Annotated in this window: 26 protein-coding genes; 13 read left to right on the plus strand and 13 right to left on the minus strand. The window is 50.0% G+C overall.

Annotated elements, in window-relative coordinates; genetic code table 11:
* Positions 1-21: 21 nt before the first annotated feature.
* From recF to dnaA, 3 genes are read right to left on the minus strand one after another with little or no spacing between them, the layout of a single operon-like run.
* Positions 22-1,095: a DNA replication/repair protein RecF gene (gene recF, locus EC843_RS21020; RefSeq protein ID WP_064542058.1), complete on the minus strand. Its 1,074-nt coding sequence runs from the start codon at positions 1,093-1,095 to the stop codon at positions 22-24.
* Positions 1,096-2,196, minus strand: coding sequence for a DNA polymerase III subunit beta (dnaN, locus tag EC843_RS21025; protein WP_064542055.1), 1,101 nt, complete (start codon positions 2,194-2,196; stop codon positions 1,096-1,098).
* Between the two features lie 4 nt (positions 2,197-2,200).
* Positions 2,201-3,589 (minus strand): chromosomal replication initiator protein DnaA, encoded by a 1,389-nt coding sequence (gene dnaA / locus EC843_RS21030; RefSeq protein WP_064542053.1) that lies wholly within the window; start codon positions 3,587-3,589, stop codon positions 2,201-2,203.
* Between the two features lie 627 nt (positions 3,590-4,216).
* Between dnaA and rpmH the strand changes: the two genes are divergently transcribed.
* The 7 genes from rpmH to EC843_RS21065 all read left to right on the plus strand — a co-directional run bounded on the left by rpmH (position 4,217) and on the right by EC843_RS21065 (position 9,632).
* Positions 4,217-4,357 (plus strand): 50S ribosomal protein L34, encoded by a 141-nt coding sequence (rpmH, locus tag EC843_RS21035; protein WP_003849659.1) that lies wholly within the window; start codon positions 4,217-4,219, stop codon positions 4,355-4,357.
* 17 nt (positions 4,358-4,374) lie between these two features.
* Positions 4,375-4,734 (plus strand): ribonuclease P protein component, encoded by a 360-nt coding sequence (gene rnpA, locus EC843_RS21040; protein ID WP_034499799.1) that lies wholly within the window; start codon positions 4,375-4,377, stop codon positions 4,732-4,734.
* Entirely contained in the window at positions 4,698-4,955 is a 258-nt protein-coding gene (yidD, locus tag EC843_RS21045) for a membrane protein insertion efficiency factor YidD (protein ID WP_074388504.1), read from the plus strand. The genes rnpA and yidD overlap by 37 nt, the downstream gene beginning before the upstream one ends.
* A gap of 2 nt (positions 4,956-4,957) precedes the next feature.
* Positions 4,958-6,604 (plus strand): membrane protein insertase YidC, encoded by a 1,647-nt coding sequence (gene yidC / locus EC843_RS21050; protein ID WP_064542050.1) that lies wholly within the window; start codon positions 4,958-4,960, stop codon positions 6,602-6,604.
* 106 nt (positions 6,605-6,710) lie between these two features.
* Positions 6,711-8,075, plus strand: a complete 1,365-nt coding sequence (gene mnmE / locus EC843_RS21055) for a tRNA uridine-5-carboxymethylaminomethyl(34) synthesis GTPase MnmE (protein WP_064542047.1) — start codon at positions 6,711-6,713, stop codon at positions 8,073-8,075.
* 227 nt (positions 8,076-8,302) lie between these two features.
* Positions 8,303-9,031 carry a hypothetical protein gene (locus EC843_RS21060; protein ID WP_133523022.1) on the plus strand — a complete coding sequence of 243 codons (729 nt, stop codon included), beginning with the start codon at positions 8,303-8,305 and terminating at the stop codon, positions 9,029-9,031.
* A gap of 34 nt (positions 9,032-9,065) precedes the next feature.
* Positions 9,066-9,632, plus strand: coding sequence for an NADPH-dependent FMN reductase (locus EC843_RS21065; RefSeq protein WP_121814649.1), 567 nt, complete (start codon positions 9,066-9,068; stop codon positions 9,630-9,632).
* On the opposite strand, the gene EC843_RS21070 is transcribed toward EC843_RS21065, so the two are convergent.
* Positions 9,629-10,201 (minus strand): TetR/AcrR family transcriptional regulator, encoded by a 573-nt coding sequence (locus EC843_RS21070; RefSeq protein WP_121814648.1) that lies wholly within the window; start codon positions 10,199-10,201, stop codon positions 9,629-9,631. The two genes, EC843_RS21065 and EC843_RS21070, sit on opposite strands and share 4 nt — an antisense overlap.
* A gap of 186 nt (positions 10,202-10,387) precedes the next feature.
* Between EC843_RS21070 and EC843_RS21075 the strand changes: the two genes are divergently transcribed.
* Positions 10,388-11,503 (plus strand): MBL fold metallo-hydrolase, encoded by a 1,116-nt coding sequence (locus tag EC843_RS21075; protein ID WP_133523023.1) that lies wholly within the window; start codon positions 10,388-10,390, stop codon positions 11,501-11,503.
* Positions 11,504-11,524: 21 nt separating this feature from the next.
* Positions 11,525-11,866 carry a RamA family antibiotic efflux transcriptional regulator gene (locus EC843_RS21080; protein ID WP_064542027.1) on the plus strand — a complete coding sequence of 114 codons (342 nt, stop codon included), beginning with the start codon at positions 11,525-11,527 and terminating at the stop codon, positions 11,864-11,866.
* Between the two features lie 60 nt (positions 11,867-11,926).
* Here EC843_RS21080 and EC843_RS21085 read toward each other — a convergent pair whose 3' ends face one another.
* On the minus strand, positions 11,927-13,264 hold the full coding sequence (locus EC843_RS21085) for an NCS2 family permease (protein WP_064542024.1): 1,338 nt from the start codon (positions 13,262-13,264) through the stop codon (positions 11,927-11,929).
* A 305-nt stretch (positions 13,265-13,569) separates the two neighbouring features.
* On the opposite strand from EC843_RS21085, the gene yieH reads away from it, so the two are divergent.
* Complete coding sequence (yieH, locus tag EC843_RS21090) at positions 13,570-14,235, plus strand: 6-phosphogluconate phosphatase (RefSeq protein ID WP_133523024.1); 666 nt, start codon at positions 13,570-13,572, stop codon at positions 14,233-14,235.
* 47 nt (positions 14,236-14,282) lie between these two features.
* On the opposite strand, the gene EC843_RS21095 is transcribed toward yieH, so the two are convergent.
* Positions 14,283-15,317: a LacI family DNA-binding transcriptional regulator gene (locus EC843_RS21095; protein WP_064542019.1), complete on the minus strand. Its 1,035-nt coding sequence runs from the start codon at positions 15,315-15,317 to the stop codon at positions 14,283-14,285.
* Between the two features lie 270 nt (positions 15,318-15,587).
* Between EC843_RS21095 and EC843_RS21100 the strand changes: the two genes are divergently transcribed.
* The 3 genes from EC843_RS21100 to EC843_RS21110 are packed head-to-tail and all read left to right on the plus strand — an operon-like array spanning position 15,588 to position 17,603.
* The gene (locus EC843_RS21100) at positions 15,588-16,031 is read left to right on the plus strand and encodes a PTS sugar transporter subunit IIA (protein ID WP_064542016.1); all 444 of its coding nucleotides are present in this window, start codon (positions 15,588-15,590) and stop codon (positions 16,029-16,031) included.
* Between the two features lie 15 nt (positions 16,032-16,046).
* Positions 16,047-16,334: a PTS sugar transporter subunit IIB gene (locus EC843_RS21105; RefSeq protein WP_064542013.1), complete on the plus strand. Its 288-nt coding sequence runs from the start codon at positions 16,047-16,049 to the stop codon at positions 16,332-16,334.
* A gap of 12 nt (positions 16,335-16,346) precedes the next feature.
* The gene (locus EC843_RS21110) at positions 16,347-17,603 is read left to right on the plus strand and encodes a PTS ascorbate transporter subunit IIC (protein ID WP_064514855.1); all 1,257 of its coding nucleotides are present in this window, start codon (positions 16,347-16,349) and stop codon (positions 17,601-17,603) included.
* A gap of 64 nt (positions 17,604-17,667) precedes the next feature.
* Here EC843_RS21110 and phoU read toward each other — a convergent pair whose 3' ends face one another.
* From phoU to EC843_RS21145, 7 genes are all read right to left on the minus strand, one after another.
* Positions 17,668-18,393: a phosphate signaling complex protein PhoU gene (gene phoU, locus EC843_RS21115; protein WP_034460681.1), complete on the minus strand. Its 726-nt coding sequence runs from the start codon at positions 18,391-18,393 to the stop codon at positions 17,668-17,670.
* 13 nt (positions 18,394-18,406) lie between these two features.
* Complete coding sequence (gene pstB / locus EC843_RS21120; protein ID WP_064514930.1) at positions 18,407-19,180, minus strand: phosphate ABC transporter ATP-binding protein PstB; 774 nt, start codon at positions 19,178-19,180, stop codon at positions 18,407-18,409.
* Between the two features lie 47 nt (positions 19,181-19,227).
* Entirely contained in the window at positions 19,228-20,118 is an 891-nt protein-coding gene (gene pstA, locus EC843_RS21125) for a phosphate ABC transporter permease PstA (protein ID WP_064542010.1), read from the minus strand.
* On the minus strand, positions 20,115-21,077 hold the full coding sequence (pstC, locus tag EC843_RS21130; RefSeq protein WP_064542005.1) for a phosphate ABC transporter permease PstC: 963 nt from the start codon (positions 21,075-21,077) through the stop codon (positions 20,115-20,117). The genes pstA and pstC overlap by 4 nt, the downstream gene beginning before the upstream one ends.
* Before the next feature lie 79 nt (positions 21,078-21,156).
* A complete protein-coding gene (pstS, locus tag EC843_RS21135; RefSeq protein WP_064542002.1) occupies positions 21,157-22,197 on the minus strand; it encodes a phosphate ABC transporter substrate-binding protein PstS in 1,041 nt (346 codons plus the stop codon).
* Positions 22,198-22,526: 329 nt separating this feature from the next.
* Positions 22,527-24,287, minus strand: coding sequence for an amidohydrolase (locus EC843_RS21140; protein WP_064541999.1), 1,761 nt, complete (start codon positions 24,285-24,287; stop codon positions 22,527-22,529).
* Between the two features lie 62 nt (positions 24,288-24,349).
* Positions 24,350-25,237, minus strand: a complete 888-nt coding sequence (locus EC843_RS21145) for an AraC family transcriptional regulator (protein ID WP_243739175.1) — start codon at positions 25,235-25,237, stop codon at positions 24,350-24,352.
* Between the last annotated feature and the right edge of the window lie 200 nt (positions 25,238-25,437).

Here is a 25,437-nt window from a genome sequence, read left to right on the forward strand (position 1 = left end):
TCTCGCTCATTTATTCTTGGGTTAATCCGTTATTTTACCCTGATCCACGACGAACATCTTCGAATTTTTGTCCGCCATATCCATCACATGTTCTGCGCTAATTGCGCTAACAAAAACCTGTGATTCCGTCGCCTTTAGCCGGCTGGCTAATAGACCACGGCGTGCATCATCTAGTTCAGAGGCAAAATCATCTATCAGATACAGGCAACGCCGCCCGTTCTGTCGGGTGAGAAACTCACCCTGCGCCAGTCTTAAAGCGCACATCAGTAATTTAAGCTGCCCACGCGACAAGGTATCTTCGACCGGAGCACCGTCAGCACGGATCCTGAAATCAGCTTTGTGAGGGCCGTGAGCGGTGTAGGTCAGCATTCGATCGCGTTCGAAGTTGCGTTCCAGTAGCTCGCCGTAGTCACTCTCTTTTTCCCAGCCGCGCTGGAAGGAGAAACTAAGCGAGAACTCCGGCAGAAATTGCGCACAAGTATCAGCCATGTCATCGGCAATGGCTGCACTGTAGTCGGCACGCCAGCGGCTAATTTGCTCCGCTAGTGGGATAAGCTCTTGATCCCATGGCCGCAATTGCGCATAACGCGTTACTTGTCGCAACGCAGCGTTACGTTGCTTAAGCAGGCGTTTGAGATTGCTCCAGGCGACAAAAAATCCTGGTTCGTTGTGGAAACATCCCCAATCGAGGAAAGCTCTACGGTATTTCGGGCCGCCGTTGAGCAGTGTAAATCCTTCAGGGGTGATGAGTTGCATCGGCATCAACAGCGCAAGTTCAGCCACTTTGTGGCCGTCGCTGCCGTCAATACGCACTTTGCTGTCGCCCGCACGGTCTTTGGTCAGGCCAAGTGAGATTTCCCGCTCGCCATTTTGTAAACGACCATGCAGTACAAAGGATTCTGTTTCATGGCGGATAACGCGCTCAATCTTCAGACTGCGAAAAGCGCGCCCGTGACCGAGGGTATAAATCGCCTCTAACACGCTGGTCTTGCCGCTTCCGTTGGCTCCCACCAGAAAATTAAAACCTGGAGCCAGAGCCAAATCAGCATTTTCGATATTACGAAAGTCTTTGATCAACAAACGCGACAGCGACATCTACAGTCTCATTGGCATGACTACGTAAGCCGCCGCTTGAGAGGCTGCATCTTCGATCTGCACACTAGAAACAGAGTCGGTCAGTAAAATGCGCACGTTCTCGCACTTCAGAGCGTTCAGAACATCGAGCACGTAACTGACGTTGAAACCAATTTCCATATCTGTGCCGTCGTAAGTGACGTCGAGAATTTCTTCGGCTTCTTCCTGTTCCGGGTTGTTAGCCGTGATTTTCAATTGATTTTGAATCACTTGCAGACGAACGCCACGGAATTTCTCGTTCGAGAGAATCGCCGCACGCGAAAATGCTTGTTTCAGCAAATCACAGCTGGCATCCAGGTGTTTGTCCGGATTCTTCGGCAATACGCGGCGATAATCCGGGAAACGGCCATCAACCAGCTTAGAAGTGAAGATAAAGTCACCGACATGAGCACGGATGTTGTTGCTGCCAATTTGTATGCGCAGTGGTGAATCACCGCCGTCCAGCATACGCATCAGTTCAATCACGCCTTTACGCGGCACGATCACCGAATGGTTTGGCAGAGACTGACCCACCGGCATAGAACACACCGCCAGGCGGTGACCATCGGTCGCCACGGTGCGCAGTTCTTCGCCTTCGGTTTCAAACAACATGCCGTTCAGATAATAACGAACGTCCTGATGAGCCATAGAAAACTGCGTGGCTTCAATCAGGCGTTTCATGGTCGCTTGTGGGAGCGTGAATTCTACTTCGCTCTGCCAGTCGTCGAGATTCGGGAAATCTGCCGCCGGCAGCGTGGAGAGCGAGAAACGGCTACGCCCGGAGCGCACTAACATGCGGTCGCCCTCAAGCTGTACAGCGATTTCCGCGCCTTCTGGCAAACCACGACAGATGTCGAAGAATTTACGCGCAGGCACTGTGGTGGCACCCGGCTCATGCGCTTGAACTAAAGCGACACGCGCCACCATCTCCATTTCCAGGTCAGTCCCTGTTAATGAGAGCGTTCCTTCCGCGACTTGCAACAGCAGGTTGCCGAGAATCGGTAACGTAGGACGGCCACCTAACGGGCCACTCACCTGTTGCAGCGGTTTTAATAAAGTTTCACGTTCAACGGTAAATTTCATAGCGTCACGAAGATAATGTTCTGATTAGGTTAGAGAAATCTTCTTTGATGTCGTGGCTTTCTTCACGCAACTGCTCAATCTTACGGCAGGCATGGAGAACCGTAGTATGGTCGCGGCCACCAAAGGCATCGCCGATTTCTGGCAAGCTATGGTTAGTCAGTTCCTTCGCCAGCGCCATCGCCATTTGACGTGGACGGGCAACCGAGCGGGAACGACGCTTGGACAACAGGTCAGCAATCTTTATTTTATAGTACTCAGCCACCGTCTTCTGAATATTGTCGATGGTGACGAGCTTCTCTTGCAGCGCAAGAAGATCACGCAGTGCTTCGCGCACGAAGTCGATGGTAATCGCCCGGCCAGTAAAGTTAGCGTTGGCGATAACACGGTTCAATGCCCCTTCCAGTTCACGCACATTCGAGCGTAAACGCTTGGCAATAAAGAAGGCCACTTCACCCGGCAGACGAATGTCATTCTCATCTGCTTTTTTCATCAGGATCGCAACTCGCGTTTCCAGCTCTGGTGGTTCGATGGCAACCGTTAACCCCCAACCGAAGCGCGATTTCAGACGATCTTCAACGCCGTTGATCTCTTTTGGATAACGATCCGAGGTCAGAATGATCTGTTGGTTACCTTCAAGCAGGGCATTAAAGGTGTGGAAGAATTCTTCCTGTGAGCGCTCTTTATTGGCAAAGAATTGAATATCATCTATTAGCAGCGCATCAACAGAACGGTAGTAACGTTTGAACTCTTCAATAGCGTTATTTTGTAGTGCTTTTACCATGTCCTGAACGAAACGTTCAGAGTGCATGTACACCACTTTTGCATTCGGTTTGCGCGCAATAATACCGTTGCCAACAGCATGCAAAAGGTGCGTTTTACCCAGGCCTGTGCCGCCATAAAGGAACAAAGGGTTATAAGCGCCACCGGGGTTATCTGCCACCTGGCGTGCCGCCGCGCGAGCCAGTTGGTTCGATTTACCTTCAACGAAGTTATCGAAAGTATGTTTTACGTTGACGTTGGAACGGTACAGTTGCTCAGCCGGGGCTGGAAGATTATCCCAACTCGGACGCATAGGTGCCGCAGGGCGAGCCATTTGCGCATGAGCAGGAGCAGTCGCTACTGCTTGCTGATTTAACGTCTGGCTGACCGGTTTGCTGCCCACTTCAAAACGTAATACGGGCGCATCTGTACCGCAAAAATCGTTAAGTAATCCATTGATATTATTGAGGTACTTATCTCGTACCCAGTCGAGAACAAAACGGTTTGGCGCATACAGGGCCAGCGTGTTATCGCTCAGTTCCGCCTGTAGGGGGCGTATCCACATACTGAATTCTGTGGCTGGTAACTCATCCTGCAATCGGGCAAGACACTGCTGCCAAAGCGAAAGTGACACGGCGGACTCCACTCGAACAAAGTCGATAAAATGACGAAGACTGAAAGTTTATATTCATGATTGTTGACACACGCCGACTCTTCCTCAACGGAACCCCGGTACGGGAAGCGTGCGAACCGCTATCTGCGGTTTACCCCAGGGTGAACGCTAAAGGATCACGATCGGGACCGCGGATCATAGCCTAAAGCGCGCCAGAGATCTTCTGTTTCTCACAGTTTCTTCCCGATTTATCCACAGGGCTGTTTTGTGGAGTCTAAGTGTAAACGATCCTGCCAAACGCGCAGCGCATATCATTCCTAAATAGGAAAATTTAATGACTAGCGCACAAAATCGTCTTAACTGATCTAAGGAAGATCCCTAACGATCCTTGCTCTTTAATGGGGACGCCGTATAATTCCCCACCCGTCGCGTGTCACCACGGCTTTATTTTGGACAGATCCTGGTCATTTTTAGGGTCAAAAAGCGAATTAAGGCACGGGAATTAAGGAAAGAGAATTGACTCCGGAGTGTACAATTATTACAATCCGGCCTCTTTAATCAGCCACACTGAGGCGTAAGTCTTTTGCAGTTTATGCAGGGCTCTTCGCTAACCCAGTGAAATTTATCCAAGTTTAGGTAGAAATCGCCATGAAACGCACTTTTCAACCGTCCGTACTGAAGCGTAACCGTTCACACGGTTTCCGTGCTCGTATGGCAACTAAAAATGGTCGTCAGGTTTTGGCACGTCGTCGTGCTAAAGGCCGTTCCCGTCTGACCGTTTCTAAGTAATAAAAGCTAACCCCTGAGTGGTTAAGCTCGCATTTCCCAGGGAGTTACGCTTGTTAACTCCCACTCATTTCACTTTCGTCTTCCAGCAGCCTCAACGGGCTGGCACGCCGCAAATCACCATCCTCGGCCGCCTAAATTCGCTGGGGCATCCCCGCATCGGTCTAACAGTCGCTAAGAAAAACGTTAAACGCGCACACGAACGCAATCGGATTAAACGTCTGACGCGTGAGAGTTTCCGTTTGCGTCAGCATGAACTTCCTCCTATGGATTTCGTGGTAGTGGCTAAGAAAGGGGTTGCCGACCTGGATAACCGGGCTTTATCGGAAGCATTGGAAAAGTTATGGCGCCGTCACTGTCGCCTGTCTCCCGGCTCCTGATAGGCCTGATTAAGGTCTATCAGCGCCTGATAAGTCCGCTTCTCGGGCCGCATTGCCGTTTCACTCCTACCTGTTCTCACTACGGAATTGAGGCATTGCGCAGGTTTGGGGTGTTAAAAGGCAGTTGGTTGACAGTGAAACGCGTATTAAAATGCCACCCTTTGAACCCCGGTGGAGACGATCCCGTCCCACCTGGACCTTTTGATACCAGAGAACACTAACGATGGATTCGCAACGCAATCTCTTTCTCATCGCTTTGTTGTTCGTGTCTTTCATGATCTGGCAAGCCTGGGAGCAGGATAACGCTCCAAAACCACAGGTGCAGCAGACCACGCAGACTACGACCACCGCAGCAGGTAACGCCGCAAGCCAGGGTGTGCCGACCAGTGGCCAGGGAAAAATCATCACGGTTAAAACTGACGTCCTTGAGCTTTCCATCAACACCCGTGGTGGTGATGTTGAGCAGGCGCTGTTGCTGACCTACCCGAAAGAGCTCAAATCTAATGAGCCGTTCCAGTTACTGGAAACCACGCCAGAGTTTGTCTACCAGGCACAAAGTGGCCTGACGGGTCGTGATGGCCCAGATAACCCGGCTAACGGTGATCGCCCACTGTATAACGTTGAAAGCGACAGCTTCGTACTGCCAGAAGGCCAGAACGAACTTGTTATTCCAATGACTTATACTGATGCAGCGGGCAACGTCTTCACGAAATCCTTCACCCTGAAACGCGGCGAGTTCGCGGTAAGCGTGGATTACAATGTGAAGAACGCCGGTGAGAAACCGCTGGAACTGGCTACTTTTGGTCAGTTGAAGCAGTCCATCAATCTACCGTCACACCGCGATACTGGAAGCAACAACTTTGCGTTGCACACCTTCCGTGGCGCTGCATATTCCACTCCTGATGCGAAATACGAAAAATATAAATTCGACACCATCGCTGACGGGGAAAACCTGAACGTTAATGCCAACAACGGTTGGGTGGCGATGTTGCAGCAGTATTTCGCAACAGCGTGGGTTCCGCGTAATCAGGGTACTAACAACTTCTATACCACCAAACTGAGCAATGATGTGGCGGCGATTGGTTATAAATCCGCGCCACAACTGGTTCAGCCTGGTCAAACCGCTCAACTGGGTAGCACCCTGTGGGTTGGCCCGGAAATTCAGGACAAAATGGCAGCCGTTGCGCCGCACCTTGACCTGACTGTGGATTATGGCTGGTTGTGGTTTATTTCTCAGCCGCTGTTCAAGCTGTTGAAATTCCTGCACGGCTTTATCGGTAACTGGGGCTTCTCCATTATCGTTATCACCTTCATCGTTCGTGGCATCATGTACCCGCTGACTAAAGCGCAGTACACCTCCATGGCGAAAATGCGTATGTTGCAGCCGAAACTGGCAGCCATGCGTGAACGTATTGGTGACGATAAGCAGCGCCAGAGCCAGGAAATGATGGCCCTGTATAAAGCTGAGAAAGTTAACCCGCTGGGTGGTTGTCTCCCGCTGGTTATCCAGATGCCAATCTTCCTGGCGTTGTACTACATGCTGATGGGTTCTGTGGAACTGCGCCATGCGCCGTTCGCACTGTGGATTCATGACTTGTCTGCACAAGACCCGTACTACATCCTGCCGATCCTGATGGGCTTGACGATGTTCTTCATTCAGAAGATGTCGCCGACCACAGTGACCGACCCGATGCAGCAGAAGATCATGACCTTTATGCCGGTCATCTTCACGGTGTTCTTCCTGTGGTTCCCGTCAGGTCTGGTACTGTACTATATCGTCAGTAACACAGTGACCATCATCCAGCAGCAGCTGATTTATCGCGGTCTTGAGAAACGTGGCTTACACAGCCGCGATAAGAAAAAGACCTGATAAAAATTAGCGAGAAGCTTACGAAAGGCGGTCAATAGACCGCCTTTTTCTTTTGTAGGGTGGATAAGCGAAGCGCCATCCACCAATCAATCACGAAGGGATAGTAATGAGCCATAACGAGACAATCGTTGCCCAGGCGACACCGCCGGGACGTGGTGGGGTCGGTATCCTGCGCGTCTCAGGCCTTCAGGCACGTGAAGTAGCACAAGCCATTCTGGGCAAATTACCGAAACCACGTTACGCCGATTATCTGCCATTCCGTGATGCTGGCGGCAGCGTTCTCGATCAAGGTATCGCGTTGTGGTTCCCTGGCCCGAATTCCTTCACGGGTGAAGATGTGCTGGAACTTCAGGGACACGGTGGCCCAGTTATCCTGGATTTACTGTTAAAGCGCATCCTGGCGCTCCCAGGCGTGCGTATCGCAAGGCCTGGTGAGTTCTCCGAACGTGCATTTCTGAACGACAAGCTGGATTTGGCTCAGGCCGAAGCCATCGCTGACCTGATTGATGCCAGTTCCGAACAAGCCGCGCGTTCAGCATTAAATTCTCTGCAGGGTGCTTTCTCCGCACGCGTAAACCATTTAGTTGAAGCGCTGACACATCTGCGTATTTACGTGGAAGCAGCGATTGATTTTCCGGATGAAGAAATCGACTTTCTGTCTGACGGCAAAATTGAAGCCCAGCTGAACCAGGTGATTGGCGATCTGGATGCGGTGCGCGCCGAAGCACGCCAGGGCAGTTTGCTGCGTGAAGGCATGAAAGTGGTGATTGCAGGGCGTCCAAATGCCGGGAAATCAAGTCTACTGAATGCTCTGGCTGGCCGCGAAGCGGCGATTGTGACGGATATTGCCGGAACCACCCGTGACGTATTACGCGAACATATTCATATCGACGGCATGCCACTGCATATTATCGATACCGCCGGTTTACGTGAAGCGAACGACGAAGTTGAGCGTATCGGCATCGAACGTGCGTGGAATGAGATTGAACAAGCAGACCGTGTGCTGTTTATGGTTGACGGAACCACGACCGCTGCCACTGACCCTGCTGAAATCTGGCCAGACTTTATTGCGCGCTTACCGGCACGTTTACCGATTACCGTAGTGCGTAATAAAGCTGATGTCACCGGCGAAACGCTGGGTCTGAGCGATGTGAATGGTCACTCACTTGTACGCTTGTCTGCGCGTACCGGTGAAGGTGTAGATGTGCTGCGCGATCATCTAAAACAGAGCATGGGCTTTGAAACCAATATGGAAGGCGGCTTCCTGGCGCGTCGTCGCCACCTGCAAGCGCTGGAACAGGCAGCAACCCATCTGCAACAAGGCAAAGCGCAGTTGCTGGGCGCATGGGCCGGGGAATTACTGGCTGAAGAACTGCGACTTTCTCAGCAAAGCCTGAGCGAAATCACCGGCGAATTTACCTCTGATGATTTGCTTGGACGCATTTTCTCCAGCTTCTGTATCGGTAAATAAACTAAAAAAGTAAGCGTGTGCTCACTTTTTACTCATCCCGCAACGCGCCTGATTTAGCAGGATAAGTGTTGCGGGATTTTTTTACCGTTTCGTCTGTAATTTAAAAACCTAAGTATTCATAGGGTTGATCAATTGATGTTTTTTTACACGCTCATCCCCGTGCGTTTCGTTGCTAAAAAATCTACAATTGAATGAAAAGTAGATTGCCCATTATCAAGGAGAGAAAAATGGCAACGCATTTCGCAAGATGGACGATCAATCCCAAATTCCCCTTTTCGAGCCGGCTGAATGAAGAATGCCTCGCCTTCGCTCAACAAATGCCGGAACATCGCCGTTCACGATTCTTAGCCTCACGTAGCCTGTTGGCTGAACTCCTTCATATGCTGTATGGCATTCAACAACTGCCCAAGATTGTCACCACTTCCGCCGGGCGCCCGCATTTTGCTGACACGTCGTTGATGGACTTCAGCATTGCTTATGCCGGAAACAAAGTCGGTGTGTTGGTCACCACCGAAGGCCGTTGCGGACTCGATTTCGAAATTAATCAGTCGTTCGGCAATCTTCCTTCTGTTGCTTCAGCTTCCATTTTCCGCAGCAATGAGTCTATCTGGATAAACACTCAAAAAAACCCAGGTGAGGCCAGAGCACAGTTACGCACACTGCATCAAAGTGCTTTTAAATTGACCGGTCGTGAAGAAAGCTGGCAGCTTCTGCCTGGTGCGGGTCGGATTCGCACAAATGATCAATCAGAAATTGAAGCGATCAGTGATGTGGAAGGCCTGTTAATCTGGGGATGCGTAGTGTCGCCCGCCATAGAAAAATTGAGTTTGTGGGAGTTTGAAAGCCCGCAAAGCTGGCATAGTCTGTGGGATGTCAAATCACGTTATCGCGATCCTAACGGCAGCATAATTCGCTTAACCAGTATGTCGTCAGAAAAAGCGTTATATCAAAACTGATCTTTCCTGAACGTCCTGACAAAAAGAGGTATTCATGTCCGACACGTTAAAGATAGTCACGTTATTAGGTAGCCTGCGCCATGGCTCATTCAACGCGATGGTCGCCCGCACTTTGCCTGGCATCGCCCCAGCGGGGATGAGCATTGAGGCATTGCCGTCGATCAAAGACATTCCATTGTATGACGCCGATATACAGCAAGAAGAGGGGTTCCCGGCAACGGTTGAAGCGATTGCTGAGCAAATCCGCACCGCAGATGGCGTTGTGATTGTCACGCCAGAATATAACTATTCGGTGCCAGGTGGCCTGAAGAACGCCATCGACTGGCTGTCACGTTTACCGGAACAGCCACTGGCTGGGAAACCAGTGCTGATTCAGACCTGTTCCATGGGCGCGATTGGTGGCGCACGCTGCCAGTACCATCTGCGCCAGATTCTGGTGTTCCTCGACGCGATGGTGATGAACAAGCCTGAATTTATGGGCGGCGTGATTCAAAACAAAGTGGATGTGCAAACTGGCGAAGTGGTTGATCAAAGCACGCTCGATCATTTGGCCGGGCAGCTGACGGCATTTGGTAATTATATTCAGCGAGTTAAAAACTAATTAGCTAAAGCGCGCCACATCGTTTCGAAGCCTAAAGCCTTAAAATCGCCAGCACGTTCCGGTTCACGGCTGGCGAATTCCATGGTCGTTTCTGCCAGCGAAGAAAAAATCGCATCACTAAACGCGCGATACGGGCCGCACTGAAAAGCCTTCAGTATCGATTGCGAACAGATCTCATGTAATTCCGGGAATAACTCCGCCACTTTTTGCTTCGTGTCATCATCAATCTTATCGCTCACCGACAGCTGACGAATCGCCCGATGCGCTTCAGGGTGACCAATCGCCCAGTCGATGTAGCTGTTCCAGATATAGCGGGTATATTCTTTCGGGTCTTTCAGTGTGCGGTCGAGATTCGCCTGCATGGAAATAAGTAAGCTTTGTTTCAAATACAGGTACAGCTCGTTTATCAAATCGTCCTTAGTGGCAAAATAACGAAATAGAGTACCTTCCGCGACGCCTGCGCCACGGGCAATTTGCGCAGTTGATGCCGCAATCCCCGACTGGCCTATGGCGATGGTTGCTGCATCCAGTAACGCTAATTTTTTATCTTCACTCTTCGGACGAGCCACAACGTTTTACCCCATATTTTAAAAACCAAATTGAATCACGCCAACTTCGCCACTGCAACGTTCAATGTCAGCGTTTGAAAAGCATCTTGACGGTCGTCACTCCTTATCTATAATGAGTGCTTACTCACTCATTATCAAGTTTACAGCTTCGTGCCAATGGATGGAACGATTTGTGCAGGCCAGGAAATGAAACGATTCTCCATATGCGCGGTAATAATTATGTTGATTGCAACAGCAGCCAGTTTGCCTTTTGTCCTGAATGCCGGGTTTGGCCAGGCTCCGCAAGGAGAAGGTCTAAGTTTAGTCGAACGCTCTGCAAATTACGTTGATGGACAATTTCGCAACCAGATCCCAACGCTTGGCTATACCGGGCAGAAAAGTAAGCTTGCGGCATGGTGGGGATTTTTAACCGCGAAGCGGGAAAATTCTCGCCCTCAACAACCTCTACCACTAGTGAAAACTTCACTGGCTAATCTGCCGCTGGAACAAGATACGATGGTCTGGCTCGGGCACTCCTCCTGGTACATCCAGCTGGCCGGCAAACGCATTCTTATCGATCCCGTTTTCAGCAGTTACGCCGCCCCGTTTTCATTTATCAATAAAGCCTTCCCTGGGGATTACCCGTGGACGGCTGAGTCGATGCCTGAAATCGATCTGCTGATTATCTCCCACGACCATTACGATCATCTGGATTACGCCACCATCAAAGCACTGAAGCCAAAAATCCGCCAGGTGATTACGCCATTGGGCGTTGGTTCGCATCTGCGTTACTGGGGCATAAATAGCGACATCATTCATGAAAAAGACTGGAACCAGACGGTAAAAATCTCGAACGACCTGACGGTGCATGTGTTACCCGCCCGGCATTTCTCTGGCCGCAGTCTGAAGAGCAACCAGACGTTATGGGCGAGTTTTATGTTCGTGACCAATGACAACAAAGTCTATTACAGCGGTGATACCGGCTACGGGCCACACTTCAAAGCTATCGGTGAACAGTTCGGTTCGATCGATTTAGCCATTATGGAAAACGGCCAATATGACAAGGACTGGAGCAATATTCATATGATGCCGCAAGAAACTGCACAAGCCGCAGTAGACCTCAAAGCTCGCGCCATACTTCCGGGCCATGCAGGCCGTTTTGTACTGGCAAATCATACGTGGGATGCGCCTTATAAAAGCCTCGCTGAAGCCAGTATCGGGAAAAATTATCGCCTGTTAACACCAAAGCAGGGTGAGCCTGTGCGGGTAAATGATAACGCACAACAATTTAGCGCCTGGTGGGAATCTGCCAGCGCAATGTAAGCGAACCACGCAGGGGGATGTATGACGATTTCAGCTCAGGTTATCGATACGATTGTTCAGTGGATTGATGACAATTTGCATCGACCATTACGCATTGATGATATTGCCGATCACGCGGGGTATTCGAAGTGGCACTTACAGCGTTTGTTTATGCACTACAAAGGTGAAAGTCTGGGGAAATACATTCGTGAGCGCAAATTGTTGCTGGCCGCGCGTGATTTACGCGACACCGATAACAAGGTTTACGATATTAGTCTGAAGTATGGCTTTGATTCGCAGCAGACGTTTACGCGGATATTTACGCGCACCTTTCATCAGCCACCGGGCAGGTATCGCAGAGAGAACCACAGCCAGCCACAATAACCGGCCATGGTTCACTGTTTCGTAGGCCGGATAAGCGCAAGCGCCATCCGGCAAAAACGATTAATGTGCGTCGATAAATACGATTTTCAGAATGAACAGCAGCGCCACAACAATCACGCATGGGCTGATTTCACGCCAGCGGCCCGTGCCGAGTTTCATCACGCAATAAGAGATGAAGCCCAGCGCGATGCCTTCGGTGATGGAGAAGCTGAAAGGCATCATTACCGCAGTAATAAACGCAGGAACCGCTTCTGTCAGGTCGTCCCACTTCACGCGCGATAAACTCGACGTCATCAACACGCCAACGTAGATCAACGCACCAGCTGCAGCATATGCCGGAACCATGCCTGCTAACGGGGAAAGGAAGATAACCAACAAGAACAGCAAACCAACGATGACCGCCGTCAGGCCAGTACGCCCGCCAACAGACACGCCAGAAGAGCTTTCGATATACGCGGTAACGGAAGAAGTCCCGATAAATGCACCCGCAACTGAAGACACGCTATCAACGTACAGCGCCTGCTTCATGCGTGGGAATTTCCCTTTTTCGTCGGCAAGCCCGGCTTTGTCTGTCACGCCAATCAGCGTGCCGGATGAGTCAAACAGGTTAACCAACATAAAGGAGAAGATAACACCCGCCAGACCAATGTTCAGCGAACCGGCTAAATCAACCTGGCCCACAACAGACAGCACGCTTGGTGGCGCGGAAACAATACCGTGGTATTGCACGTCGCCCATCATCCAGCCCAGCAGCGTGGTGACTACAATTGAAACCAGCACGGCAGCGTGAATATTGCGCGAGGCAAGAATGGCGATGATAAAGAAGCCCAGCGCGCCAAGCAGTACGCTGTGCGAAGTCAGGTTACCGATGGCCACCAGCGTGTCTTTATTAGCCACGATGATCCCGGCATTTTTCAGGCCCATCATGCCGATGAACAGACCAATACCGCTGGTGATACCGACACGCAAACTCACCGGAATGTTCGCAATCATCCAGTAACGCACACGGAAAATGGTCAGCAACAGCAGGCCTACTGCACCCCAGAAAATAGCACCCATCCCAACTTGCCAGGAAATCCCCATCGCACCTACCACCACAAAGGCGAAGAAGGCGTTCAGGCCCATTGCCGGAGCCAATGCGACTGGCAGATTGGCGAAAATACCCATCAGGATGCTACCTAATGCGGCAATCAAACAGGTGGTGACAAAAACGGCCTGGGTATCCATACCAGCGGCGCCAAGGATCTGCGGGTTGACGAAAACGATATACACCATCGTCAGGAAGGTCGTAAGACCGGCGATCACTTCAGTGCGTGCCGTGGTGCCGTGTTCGCGCAGTTTAAACACGCGCTCGAGCAGCCCCGGATTTGCGGCCGGAGTAGATTGTGGTTGGCTCATTAGTGTTAATTCCGAACATTGAGAGGGAAAATCCGTCGTTATCCTATACCAAAAATTCCCAAACATAATGACCCACGCTAATTTTTTTTCATTGAATTTACTTATACGGCAACGATTGCGTGCCGCAAAAATTCTGCAAATTGGGTAAAGTAGATATTTAATCTTATACCCGAGCTACTTCAAGATGCAGGTAGGCGGCAATCGAATGAATCCCGATGAACTTACTCAAGTAAGTGATTCGGGTGAATGAGAGCAGTCAACACCCCTGCATATTGAAGGGCGATGGGTAGAAATAAGGAAGCGGTATGTCCCGGATAGATGCGGTGTTCTTCGACTGCGATGGCACACTGGTCGATAGTGAGGTTATTTGCTCCAAAGCCTACGTGCATATGTTTGCGCAATACGGCATCGAACTTGCGCTCGAGGAGGTTTTCAAAACTTTCAAGGGAATCAAGCTCTACGAAATAATCGACACGATTAATACCCGCTATGGAGTGAACTTGCCAAAAGATGAACTGGAGCCGGTTTATCGCGCCGAAGTTTCGCGTCTGTTTGATAGCGAGCTGGTAGAGATTGACGGCGCAGCAGCACTAATTGCGCAAATCAACGTGCCGATGTGTATCGTTTCCAACGGCCCGGTCAGCAAAATGCAGCATTCACTGGGCAAAACCGGCATGCTCCACCATTTCCTGGACAAACTGTTTAGCGGCTACGATATACAGACGTGGAAACCGGATCCGGCACTGATGTTCCACGCCGCCGAGGCAATGAATGTGGATATCAAAAACTGTGTGCTGGTGGATGACTCTATGGCCGGTGCGCAATCCGGTATTGCCGCAGGCATGGAAGTTTTCTATTTTTGCGCCGACCCACACAACCAGCCGATTGATCACCCGAAAGTAACGACGTTTACCGATTTAGCGCAGTTGCCGGAGTTGTGGCGTGCGCGGGGTTGGAATATCACGGTTTAAGAACGATGGCGGATGGCGCAAGCTTATCCGCCCTACAACGACCGCGCTCAGGTGCTTTGACGTAATTCAACCTGGTAGTTGAACAACTCAACACGTGATTCATCTAACTCATCGTCATCATCGTTATTTAGTAACTCAATCAGCATTTTGCCCGCCTCTTTGCCCATTTTTTTATAATCTATACGTATGGACGTTAGTGTCGGATGGGTTTGATCGCAACTGTCAGAGCCATCAAGACAAGCGACTGCGATGTTTCCAGGAATTTTCAGCAAGCGGCGCTGGCACTCAAACATAATCCCCAGGGCAATTTCTTCATGGCTGCAAATAACCGCATCCAGATCCGGCTGGCGTTGCAGTATTTCAGTTAATGCATAACGCCCGAACTGCAGGCTGGCGGCTTCCGGAGTGGTAATCACTTGATCAGAGTTTTGATAGCGGCTGAGCATCGCTTTATGCCAGCCATTAAGCTGCTGGCGTTGCAGGCGGTTGTCCATATGCGCACCAATAAAGCCGATATTTTTATAACCCTGATCCAGCAAATGTTCCGTCAGTTTATGCGAGGCCTCAAAAAAGCCGGTTTCGAGGGAAATTTTCGCCTGACTAAATGGGGAACCCACAACGTTTATCGTCGGAATGTTAGCCTTTTCGAGTATTTGCCAGGTTTTCTCTGCCAGCTGCGAACCAAAAATCACCAGTGCCGCCGGGTTGCTTTGCAGCAGCGTCATTAATATTTCAGCTTCTTTATGCTGATTATGTTCATGACAGCCAAGCAGTAACTGGAATTCGTTTTTATTCAGCACTTGCTGCAGCGACTGCATAAAGCGCGAACTGGCTTTGTCGATCAAGGAAGGAATCAACACCGCGATGGTATTGCTGTGGCCAGAAGCGAGCGCACCAGCTGCCCGATTGGGGATATAACCCAGTTCTTCCACCGCTTGCTCTATCTTCTCGCGCAGTTTATCGGAAACCTGTTCCGGCGTTCTTAATGCCCGAGAAACGGTCATGGTTCCAACGCCTGCATAATTGGCAACTTCTTGCAGTGTGACCCGCCCGGTACCTCGGCGCTTACGCGTTTTTTCCATTCTGGCTCCCCGAGTTAATACAACTAACTGTTTTCATTATTTTTAATTCACCGTCTGTTCGTCAGACTATTGATCACGTTAGCAAAAACTCTCACGCATTGTATATGCAGGAACTGGATATAGCCAAAGTCAGACCTGGGATAAATGATAGCGCTATCACAATCCTTGATAGCGCTATCAGGTAGCGCTATCAAATGAGACAACCATCACATTAATGTCTGCGCAAAAAATCTACCCTCCTGTTAATTATCATCGGGAGTTATCAGTCGCATGTTAAAGAATCTATTAACCACAGAGGTCATTCAGGTCGTAGAACAGGCTAAAGACTGGCGCGATGCCGTGGCTATTTCATGTCGTCCGCTGATTGAAAATGGTTCGATCGAACCACGTTATGTTGACGCTATTTATCGCACTCATGAATCTATCGGTCCGTATTACGTGGTAGGGCCAGGCATTGCGATGCCACACGCTCGTCCGGAAGAAGGTGCAAATAAACTCGCACTGGCGCTGACGCTGATTACTTCAGGTGTGAATTTTGATGCGGATGAAAACGATCCGGTGAAATTGCTGATTGTGCTGGCCGCGACTGACAGCACCAGCCACATCGAAGCGATTTCCCAACTCGCCCAGTTATTCGATAACGAACAAGACATTCAGGCCATTTTGAAGGCCAAAACAACGCAGGACATTTTGTCCGTCATTGCGCGCTATTAATCCAGGGGAACAATTATGAAAATTACAGTGGTTTGCGGTAACGGCTTAGGTACTAGCCTGATGATGGAAATGAGCATTAAAACCATTCTGAAAGATCTTTCCGTTAATGCAGACGTCGACCATGTCGATCTCGGTTCAGCTAAAGGCACGCCAAGCGATATCTATGTCGGCACTAAAGACATTGCCGAGCAGTTAGTCGCGCAGTCTGTAGGCGGAAAAATCGTCGCACTGGACAACATGATCGATAAGAAAGCCATGAAAGAACGTTTGTCCGTGGCATTAACCGAATTAGGCGCACTGTAAGCAGGAGTCGATATGGATTTCTTTCGTTTTTTGATGAGCGATGTGCTTTCTGAACCAGCAGTGTTGGTAGGTCTAATCGCCTTGATTGGTCTGATCGCACAGAAAAAACCGGTCACAGAATGCATTAAAGGCACCGTCAAAACCATTATGGGTTTTGTGATTTTAGGTGCAGGTGCCGGACTGGTAGTTTCTTCTCTGGGTGATTTTGCGAACATTTTCCAGCACGCCTTTGGTATTCAGGGTGTGGTACCAAACAATGAAGCCATTGTTTCCGTCGCACAGAAAAGCTTCGGTAAAGAGATGGCGATGATCATGTTCTTCGCGATGGTTATCAATATATTGATTGCCCGTTTCACACCATGGAAATTTATCTTCCTGACCGGTCATCACACATTATTTATGTCGATGATGGTAGCTGTGATCCTGGCAACCGCAGGCATGAGCGGTGTAACGCTGATTGCTGTTGGCTCTTTGGTAGTTGGCGTGGCAATGGTCTTTTTCCCAGCCATTGCGCACCCTTACATGAAGAAAGTCACCGGTTCTGACGACGTCGCAATCGGCCACTTCTCAACATTGTCTTACGTGCTGGCAGGGTTCATCGGCAGCAAATTTGGTAATAAAGAACACTCGACTGAAGACATGAATGTGCCGAAAAGTCTGCTGTTCTTGCGTGATACACCAGTGGCTATCTCCTTTACCATGAGCATTATCTTCCTGGTGACCTGCCTGTTTGCTGGTGCAGACGTAGTGAAAGAGCTAAGCGGTGGTAAGAACTGGTTCATGTTCTCTATCATGCAATCCATCACTTTCGCGGCTGGTGTATACATCATTCTGCAAGGTGTGCGTATGGTAATTGCGGAGATCGTTCCGGCGTTCAAAGGTATTTCCGACAAGCTAGTGCCGAACGCGAAGCCTGCGCTTGATTGCCCGGTCGTCTTCCCTTATGCGCCTAACGCGGTGCTGGTTGGCTTCCTGAGCAGCTTTGCCGCAGGTTTAATCGGTATGTTCGCTTTGTATCTGCTGAACATGACGGTGATTATTCCAGGTGTGGTGCCACACTTCTTCGTGGGTGCTGCGGCAGGTGTGTTTGGCAATGCAACCGGCGGGCGTCGAGGGGCGATTTTGGGGGCGTTTGCGCAGGGCTTGCTGATTACCTTCCTGCCAGTGTTCTTGCTGCCAGTACTGGGCGATATCGGCTTTGCTAACACCACGTTCAGTGATGCTGACTTTGGTGCCCTGGGGATTCTGTTAGGCATTATCGTTCGCTAATCGTTGAACGACGCACCAATAAAAACGCCAGCGATTCGCTGGCGTTTTTTTATGAGTTTTATGATTACTCTTTCGGGTCTTTACCAGCCAACAGCTTATCCAGCTCATCGCCGCCGACATGACGGAAGTCCTGTCCTTTAACGAAGTAGAAAATAAACTCACAGATGTTCTGGCAACGGTCACCGATGCGTTCGATAGAACGCGCACAGAACAGTGCAGTCAGCACACTTGGAATAGTGCGTGAGTCTTCCATCATATAAGTCATCAACTGACGCACGATGCCTTCATATTCCTGGTCAACTTTCTTATCTTCGCGATAGATACGCACCGCTTCGTCGAGATCCATACGCGCAAACGCGTCGAGCACGTCATGCAGCATTTGCACGGTGTGGCGGCCTAATGATTCCAGGCTCACCAGCAGTGGCTGATGTTGCTGCGAGAATTTCTCCAGCGCCGTGCGGCAGATTTTATCTGCTACGTCGCCGATACGTTCCAGCTCAGAAATCGTTTTGATGATGGCCATCACCAGGCGCAAGTCACTGGCGGTTGGCTGACGTTTAGCGATGATGCGCACACAGGCTTCATCAATCGCCACTTCCATCATGTTAACTTTCTGATCACCTTCGATAACGCGCTTTGCCAGCTCGCCATCTTGATTGTGCATGGCGGTGATAGCATCAGAAAGCTGTTGCTCCACCAGCCCACCCATGGTCATTACCTGAGTGCGGATATATTCCAGCTCGGCGTTAAACTGGCCGGAAATGTGTTTGTTGAGATTGAGGCTATCCATTTTGTTCTCCAAATCAACCGTAGCGGCCAGTAATGTAGTCTTCAGTCTGCTTCTTGGCAGGCGTGGTAAACAGCGTGTCGGTTTCGCTAAATTCAATCAGCTCACCCAGGTACATAAATGCGGTGTGGTCTGAACAACGTGCCGCCTGCTGCATGTTGTGGGTCACGATTACCACGGTGTAATCTTCTTTTAGCTCGGTGATAAGCTCTTCAATGCGACCGGTAGAGATTGGGTCAAGCGCTGAACACGGTTCATCAAGCAGCAACACTTCCGGGCGAATCGCAATACCACGCGCGATGCACAGACGCTGCTGCTGGCCACCGGAGAGACTGTATCCGCTCTGGTGTAATTTATCTTTGGTTTCATTCCACAATGCGGCTTTGGTCAAAGCCCACTGCACACGTTCGTCCATATCACTGCGTGACAGCTTTTCAAACAGACGCACACCGAAGGCGATGTTGTCATAAATCGACATTGGGAATGGCGTCGGCTTCTGGAACACCATGCCCACTTTGGCACGCAGCAGGGCGATATCCTGGCTCTGAGTGAGGATGTTTTCCCCATCCAGCAGAATTTCACCTTCGGCACGTTGCTCTGGGTAGAGCGAGTACATTTTGTTAAATGTACGCAGCAGGGTGGATTTGCCACAGCCTGACGGGCCAATGAACGCGGTAACCTGGTTCTTAGCGATATCCAGATTGATGTTTTTCAGGGCATGGAACTTACCGTAATAGAAGTTCAAATCACGAACCTGAATTTTGTCTGGGGTAGTATCGACCATACTCATCTGTTTCTTAATCTCCATCCGACGCCGCCTTTGCCGCGCCGTAAAATTTAACCGTGTTTACTCTTCGCGAAAATCACACGCGCCAGAATATTTAGCAGCAGTACGCAAAGGGTAATAATCAGAACACCAGCCCAGGCTAACTGTTGCCATTCGGCAAACGGGCTCATGGCAAATTTGAATATCGTCACCGGCAGGTTGGCAATCGGCTGCATCATGTCCGTGCTCCAGAACTGGTTGGAGAGGGACGTGAACAGCAGAGGGGCCGTTTCACCCGCGATACGTGCAATCGCCAGCAATACCCCGGTAATAATCCCGGAAACAGACGCTTTCAGCGTTATCGCGGAAATCATTTTCCACTTTGGCGTACCCAGCGCGTAAGCCGCTTCACGCAGGCTGTCTGGCACCAGTTTCATCATGTTTTCAGTGGTGCGAATCACAATTGGGATTTGCAGCAATGCCAGCGCAATCACCCCGGCCCAACCGGAGAAATGCTGCATCTTCGCCACCACAACGGTGTAAACAAACAGGCCGACAACAATTGATGGTGCAGAAAGCAGGATGTCATTGATAAAACGAATGACTTCAGCCAGAGCGGATTTGCGACCGTACTCAGCCAGATAAATCCCGGCCATGATGCCCAGCGGCGTACCGAAAACAGTCGCCCACAGAATTAACAAGCCGCTACCCGCAAGGGCGTTTGCTAAGCCCCCGCCTTCGGTATTTGGCGGTGGTGTCATTTCGGTAAACAGCGCAATCGACATACCGTCGATACCGCGCGTAACGGTTGAGAACAAAATCCATACCAGCCAGAACAGGCCGAACGCCATGGTTCCCATTGAAAGTGTCAGAGCTACGCGGTTTTTGAACCGACGACGAGCCTGCATTTTGCGGCGAGATTCAGCTAACGCCGCGCGGCTTTGCATTTCCATTGTCGTCATGAACGCGCTCCTTCATTCTTCGCCAGACGCATAACCATGAACTTCGAGATAGCCAGTACGATAAAGGTGATCACGAACAGAATCAGGCCAAGTTCCATTAATGCTGCGGTGTGAAGGCCAGATTCCGCTTCAGCAAATTCATTAGCCAGAGCAGAAGTAATACTGTTGCCCGGCATATACAGCGAGGCGCTGTCGAGTTGGTAGGTGTTACCGATGATAAAGGTCACCGCCATGGTTTCACCCAATGCACGGCCCAGCCCCAACATCACACCACCAATCACGCCGTTTTTAGTGAACGGTAAAACGATGCGCCAGATAACTTCCCATGTGGTGCAGCCAATACCATAGGCTGACTCTTTCATCATCACAGGAGTTTGTTCGAATACATCACGCATAACCGCCGCAATGTACGGAATGATCATGATTGCCAGAATGACGCCTGCGGCAAGAATACCAATACCGAACGCCGGGCCGGAGAACAGCTCGCCAACAATCGGCACAGAAGAAAGCACGTTGCCAACAGGTTCCTGGAAGTACTTCGCAAACAGCGGAGCAAAGATGAACAAGCCCCACATGCCGTACACAATACTTGGAATTGCCGCCAGCAGTTCGATGGCGATACCCAACGGGCGACGCAACCAGTTCGGTGCCAGTTCTGTCAGGAACAATGCGATACCAAAACTGACTGGCACAGCAATTAACAGCGCGATAAACGAGGTTACCAGCGTGCCGTAAATCGGCACCAGTGCACCGTAAATATCGTTAGGAGCATCCCACTCTTTCGTCCACAGGAACGAGAAACCAAACTTCTGAATGCTCGGCCAGGAGGAGATAATTAGGGAGATGATGATGCCGCCAAGAAGAAATAGCACAATCAGCGCAGCCAGTTTTACCAGCGCGCTGAAAATGACATCACCTTGTTTGCCAGGGGACTTGAACGTCGGCTTACTTACCGCCATAGCTTACTCTTTGTAGTGTTGGGTTGACCCGGCGTAAGTTACTCTATACACCGGGTTTTATCACCCGAGCTTTAAAAAATTAGTACAGCGCTTTACCGGAGCTGTCTTTTACGTTGGTCTTCCATGCAGCACGAACCTGCTCAACCACGGAATCTGGCAGGGAAGCATAATCCAGCTCGTTAGCCTGTTTTGCACCCTCTTTATAAGCCCAGTCGAAGAACTTCAGCACTTCAGCACCTTGCTCTGGGTTCTTCTGCTCTTTGTGAACCAGGATGAAGGTCGTGGACGTGATTGGCCACGCAGCCTCACCTTTCTGGTTAGTCAGATCCTGAGCGAAGGTTTTGCTCCAGTCCGCGCCTTTAGCCGCGTTAGCAAAGTTTTCTTCAGAAGGGGCTACCGGCTTGCCATCAGCGGAAACCAGTTTGGTATAAGCCAGGTTGTTCTGCTTAGCGTAAGCATATTCAACATAACCGATTGAACCAGGCAGACGCTGTACGAAGGCTGCGATGCCGTCATTACCTTTGCCGCCCAAACCTGTCGGCCAGTTTACCGTTGAGCCTGCACCCACTTTAGTTTTCCACTCTTCGTTCACTTTCGCCAGGTAGCTGGTGAAGACGAAAGAAGTACCGGAACCGTCAGCGCGACGCACAACAGCGATGTTTTGTGATGGCAGTTTCATGCCTGGGTTGAGTTTAGCGATAGCTGCATCATCCCATTTTTTGATTTTGCCCAGGTAGATGTCACCCAGTGTTGCACCGTCGAGCACCAGCTCACCGGATTTCACGCCCGGCAGGTTTACTGCCAGAACAACACCGCCGATAACAGTCGGGAACTGGAACAGCCCTTCTTGTTGCAGTTTGTCGTCAGCCAGTGGGGCATCAGACGCACCGAAATCAACAGTGTTAGCAATGATTTGTTTAACGCCACCGGAGGAGCCGATACCCTGGTAATTTACTTTGTTACCAGTTGATTTATTGTAGGTATCTGCCCATTTGGCATACACCGGCGCAGGGAAGGTTGCACCGGCACCAGTCAGGCTTGCAGCGGCGTTTGCGCCAAAAGCAGTCAGGGATAAGGTCGCGGCGACAACAGTTGCGACAGTGGTACGCATAACTTTCATAATGTCTCCTGCAGAGGTGAACGTAAATCGTTGTTTAGTGAATGCAGGATAGAAAATAGGACAGTTTAGTGACAGTTAAATGTACGAAATATGACAGTTTTATGACAGCATCCTGCAACCAGAATACCAACAAATAAAAACATTTAAAATCAATCAATTGACATCAATAACAACAATCACTTTGTCGAAGATTATTTTTGTGTGACAGATAGAATTGTAGTTGAAGATGACAGTTTGTCATAAAAGCCGTGAACAGAGCTTCTGCCATGACAGCGAAAAAAGAGCCGCCAAGTGGCAGCTCTTGTAACGACTGTGACAATCAACCCAACCTAGTTGCCGCGATACACCTGTTGGCCTTCGAACATCGTCCACAGAACTTTTGCGTCCCTGAGGCTTTCAATGCTGACTTTCTCGAGATTGCGATCAAACAGCACGAAGTCCGCACTCTTGCCTACAGCAATGGAGCCAATCTCTTTATCACGACCAATCACTTTCGCCGCATTGATGGTATAGGCCTGCAACATCGCTGCCCGGTCGATCTTTTCACTATCTGGAGGAAGCTCACCCAGCTCCCCTTTACGCGTCACTGCAGTGTAAATTGCCAGTAACGGATTAGGGCTGGAGACCGGCCAGTCGCTGGCTCCCGCAATTAAGGCGTGATGGCGGTATAAGTCCCCAGCCGGATAGAGATGTGTTAATAACGGTGCCGGAACTTTTCCTTCCAGCATGGTAGTTGTCGCACCATCACTATCTATACCAGCCCACAACAGTTGCATTGATGCCGCCACGTTAAGTTGCTGGAAGCGTGGAAGACTTTCCGGGCTGACCACTTCAAGGTGGGTAATGCTGTGCAAAATATTGCTGTTACCGTTCGCTTTGCGGGTACAGGCAACGGCATCCAGTGATTCCTGAACCGCACGGTCACCGATGGCATGGAAATGCACAATCATGTTTTCGGCATCAGCCTTAGCAATCAGCTGGCAATACTTCGCCTTGTCGAGCGTATCGTTACCGCTGTACCCTGGTCGATTAAGATAAGGCTGGCTCAGCTTCGCCGTTTGAGAAGGGTATTCGATTACGCCATCCTGGAAGATTTTAATGCCCATCAGTTTGACATCAGGCGTCTGCGAGAATTGTTCTCTGATCGCGGCAATATCATCAATGGTGGCAGGAGAAGCGTTGATATTGACCAATGCCAGTCCGGTCATATGGCCGGTTAATTTACCGGCTTTTGCCAGAGCGGTATAAGCCGGAAGCACGCCTAAATCATTGCGCCCAGGGCTTGCATTAAACATCGGTGACAGCGGGCGAGTATTGCTCAGTGGCTCCATCCAGGCCGTTAACCCAAAACTGTTCATTACATCCGCTCCCGCTATAACAGCGCGGGAAAGTTTGGCGTCATCCATAGGTGGAATAGAACCCATTACATGGTCCCATGCGCCTTCCGTCATGAAACCGGTTATTTTACCGTCTGGCGTTAATATCGTTCCAGATTTTATATTGGCATCTGCCTTCTCAAGCGTTTCGGCGGTAACACCCGATTTAATTAGCATCGCCTGATTAGCCCAACCGGTATGAGCATCTGCTCCCGCTAATACCACCGGGATATTTTTATATTCTGGCGAATTAAACACGCTATCCAGCAGTGGTATATTATCCCAATAACTTAGCGGTACATTACTGTAAAATTGTATACCGCGAATATCGCGTTGCGGGTTATTGTTATTTTTCTCGACAAATGCACGAATAGCAGCGGCATCATTCATGCCATCTGGAAACTCCAGGGTGAGTGTCTGGAACCCGGCATAAGCCACATGCGCATGGCTGTCGATGAGTCCAGGCATGAGGTACTTGCCTTTTAAATCAACACGCTGAGCGTTTTCCCCTAGCTGTTGGAGAACATCCTGATATTTACCCACAGCAATAATATTTTTGCCTTCTATACCTATGGCTTCAGGATGGAGAACATTCGGATCAGAACTATATATTTCCCCGCCATAGATAATCGTTTTATTATCACTCTGCTGGGCAGCGACAGAATAAGAAGAAATAGCGAGGGCACACACCAGATAAAGCATCGAGCGTTTCATTATTAACTCCATTGTGTTGTATTACATTTGCAAATAAATACGACAGTTATTGTTGTAAATATTTATACTGCTGGTGTGCTTTTTAACGGAATAAAAATATCAAAAACATAATAATCCAGGGCAACATCTGTTTCGTTATGATATTTCTCATAACACGGAATATCGCTTCTGGTTAATCCCCGGTTCTTTATCCAGGCAAAAGCAATATCCCATGCGGTATCCAGATGCTCGCCACAGACAGCGAATTTACACACGGCGTAAGTCCCACCGGCTATCGTCTGAACGGCAACACCTCGGCCAGGCTTTTCCCCATCGTGCAGTTCAATACAGACATCGGTGCGGCATCGCGATTCCAGGGTTACCTCTGGCGCATCCCAGTAAATACATATCATCCCAGCTGGTTGCAGAGGTGTCCTGACAGGGAATGAGTTAAACAGATCCTGGTGCGTTAGCCAGCAAGTCTCTTTCCCATAAGCTCCAAATCTGCGCATATATGCCACCCGTCGAGCAGGCTGCGAAACAATGCTGGCAGAGACGAAGTTGGCCTCCTGCCAGCCGCTCTGCATGTCCTCATCCCTCAGAGAATAGGTGCTTTTTTCGGCTCCGACGTTTCCTGTCTTGCTTTTCGTCTCCGCGGAATACTGACGGTAAAACTCCCCAGGCGAGACAGAAAAATGCTGGCGGAATGCTTTGGCAAAGTTCTGCGAGCTTGAGAACCCGACCCGTAGTGCAAGGTCGGTAATATCTTTTCGAGGAGACTCGATAAGCCACATCGCCGCCCTTTCCATACGCAAACGACGGGTAAAACCAGCAATGGTTTCCCCTACCTGAGCCTTGAAAATACGATGGAAGTGAAAACTGGAGACGGCGACAGCACTGGCGATATCTTCCAGTGTCGGGTTAAAGCAGAGATTCTGGCTAATGTAATCCATCGCCTTAAATACCTGCATTCGGTAATCCTGAGGCATAGCGTTAACTATCTTCTGAATGGCGCGAGTTCATTCCGGTAATTTACGGACAGAAAGCCTGTTAGGGTACGCATTAATCAGCAACGTGTGAGCCGGGCATAAAAAAATCCGGTGTGCTTTTCTATCAGCACCACCGGATTTTTTATTAGTGACGATTCTGTAAGCAGAATCGCCTTAGCGAA

Origin of the sequence: Buttiauxella sp. JUb87, from assembly GCF_004361975.1 — a bacterium.
Classification (GTDB): domain Bacteria; phylum Pseudomonadota; class Gammaproteobacteria; order Enterobacterales; family Enterobacteriaceae; genus Buttiauxella; species Buttiauxella ferragutiae.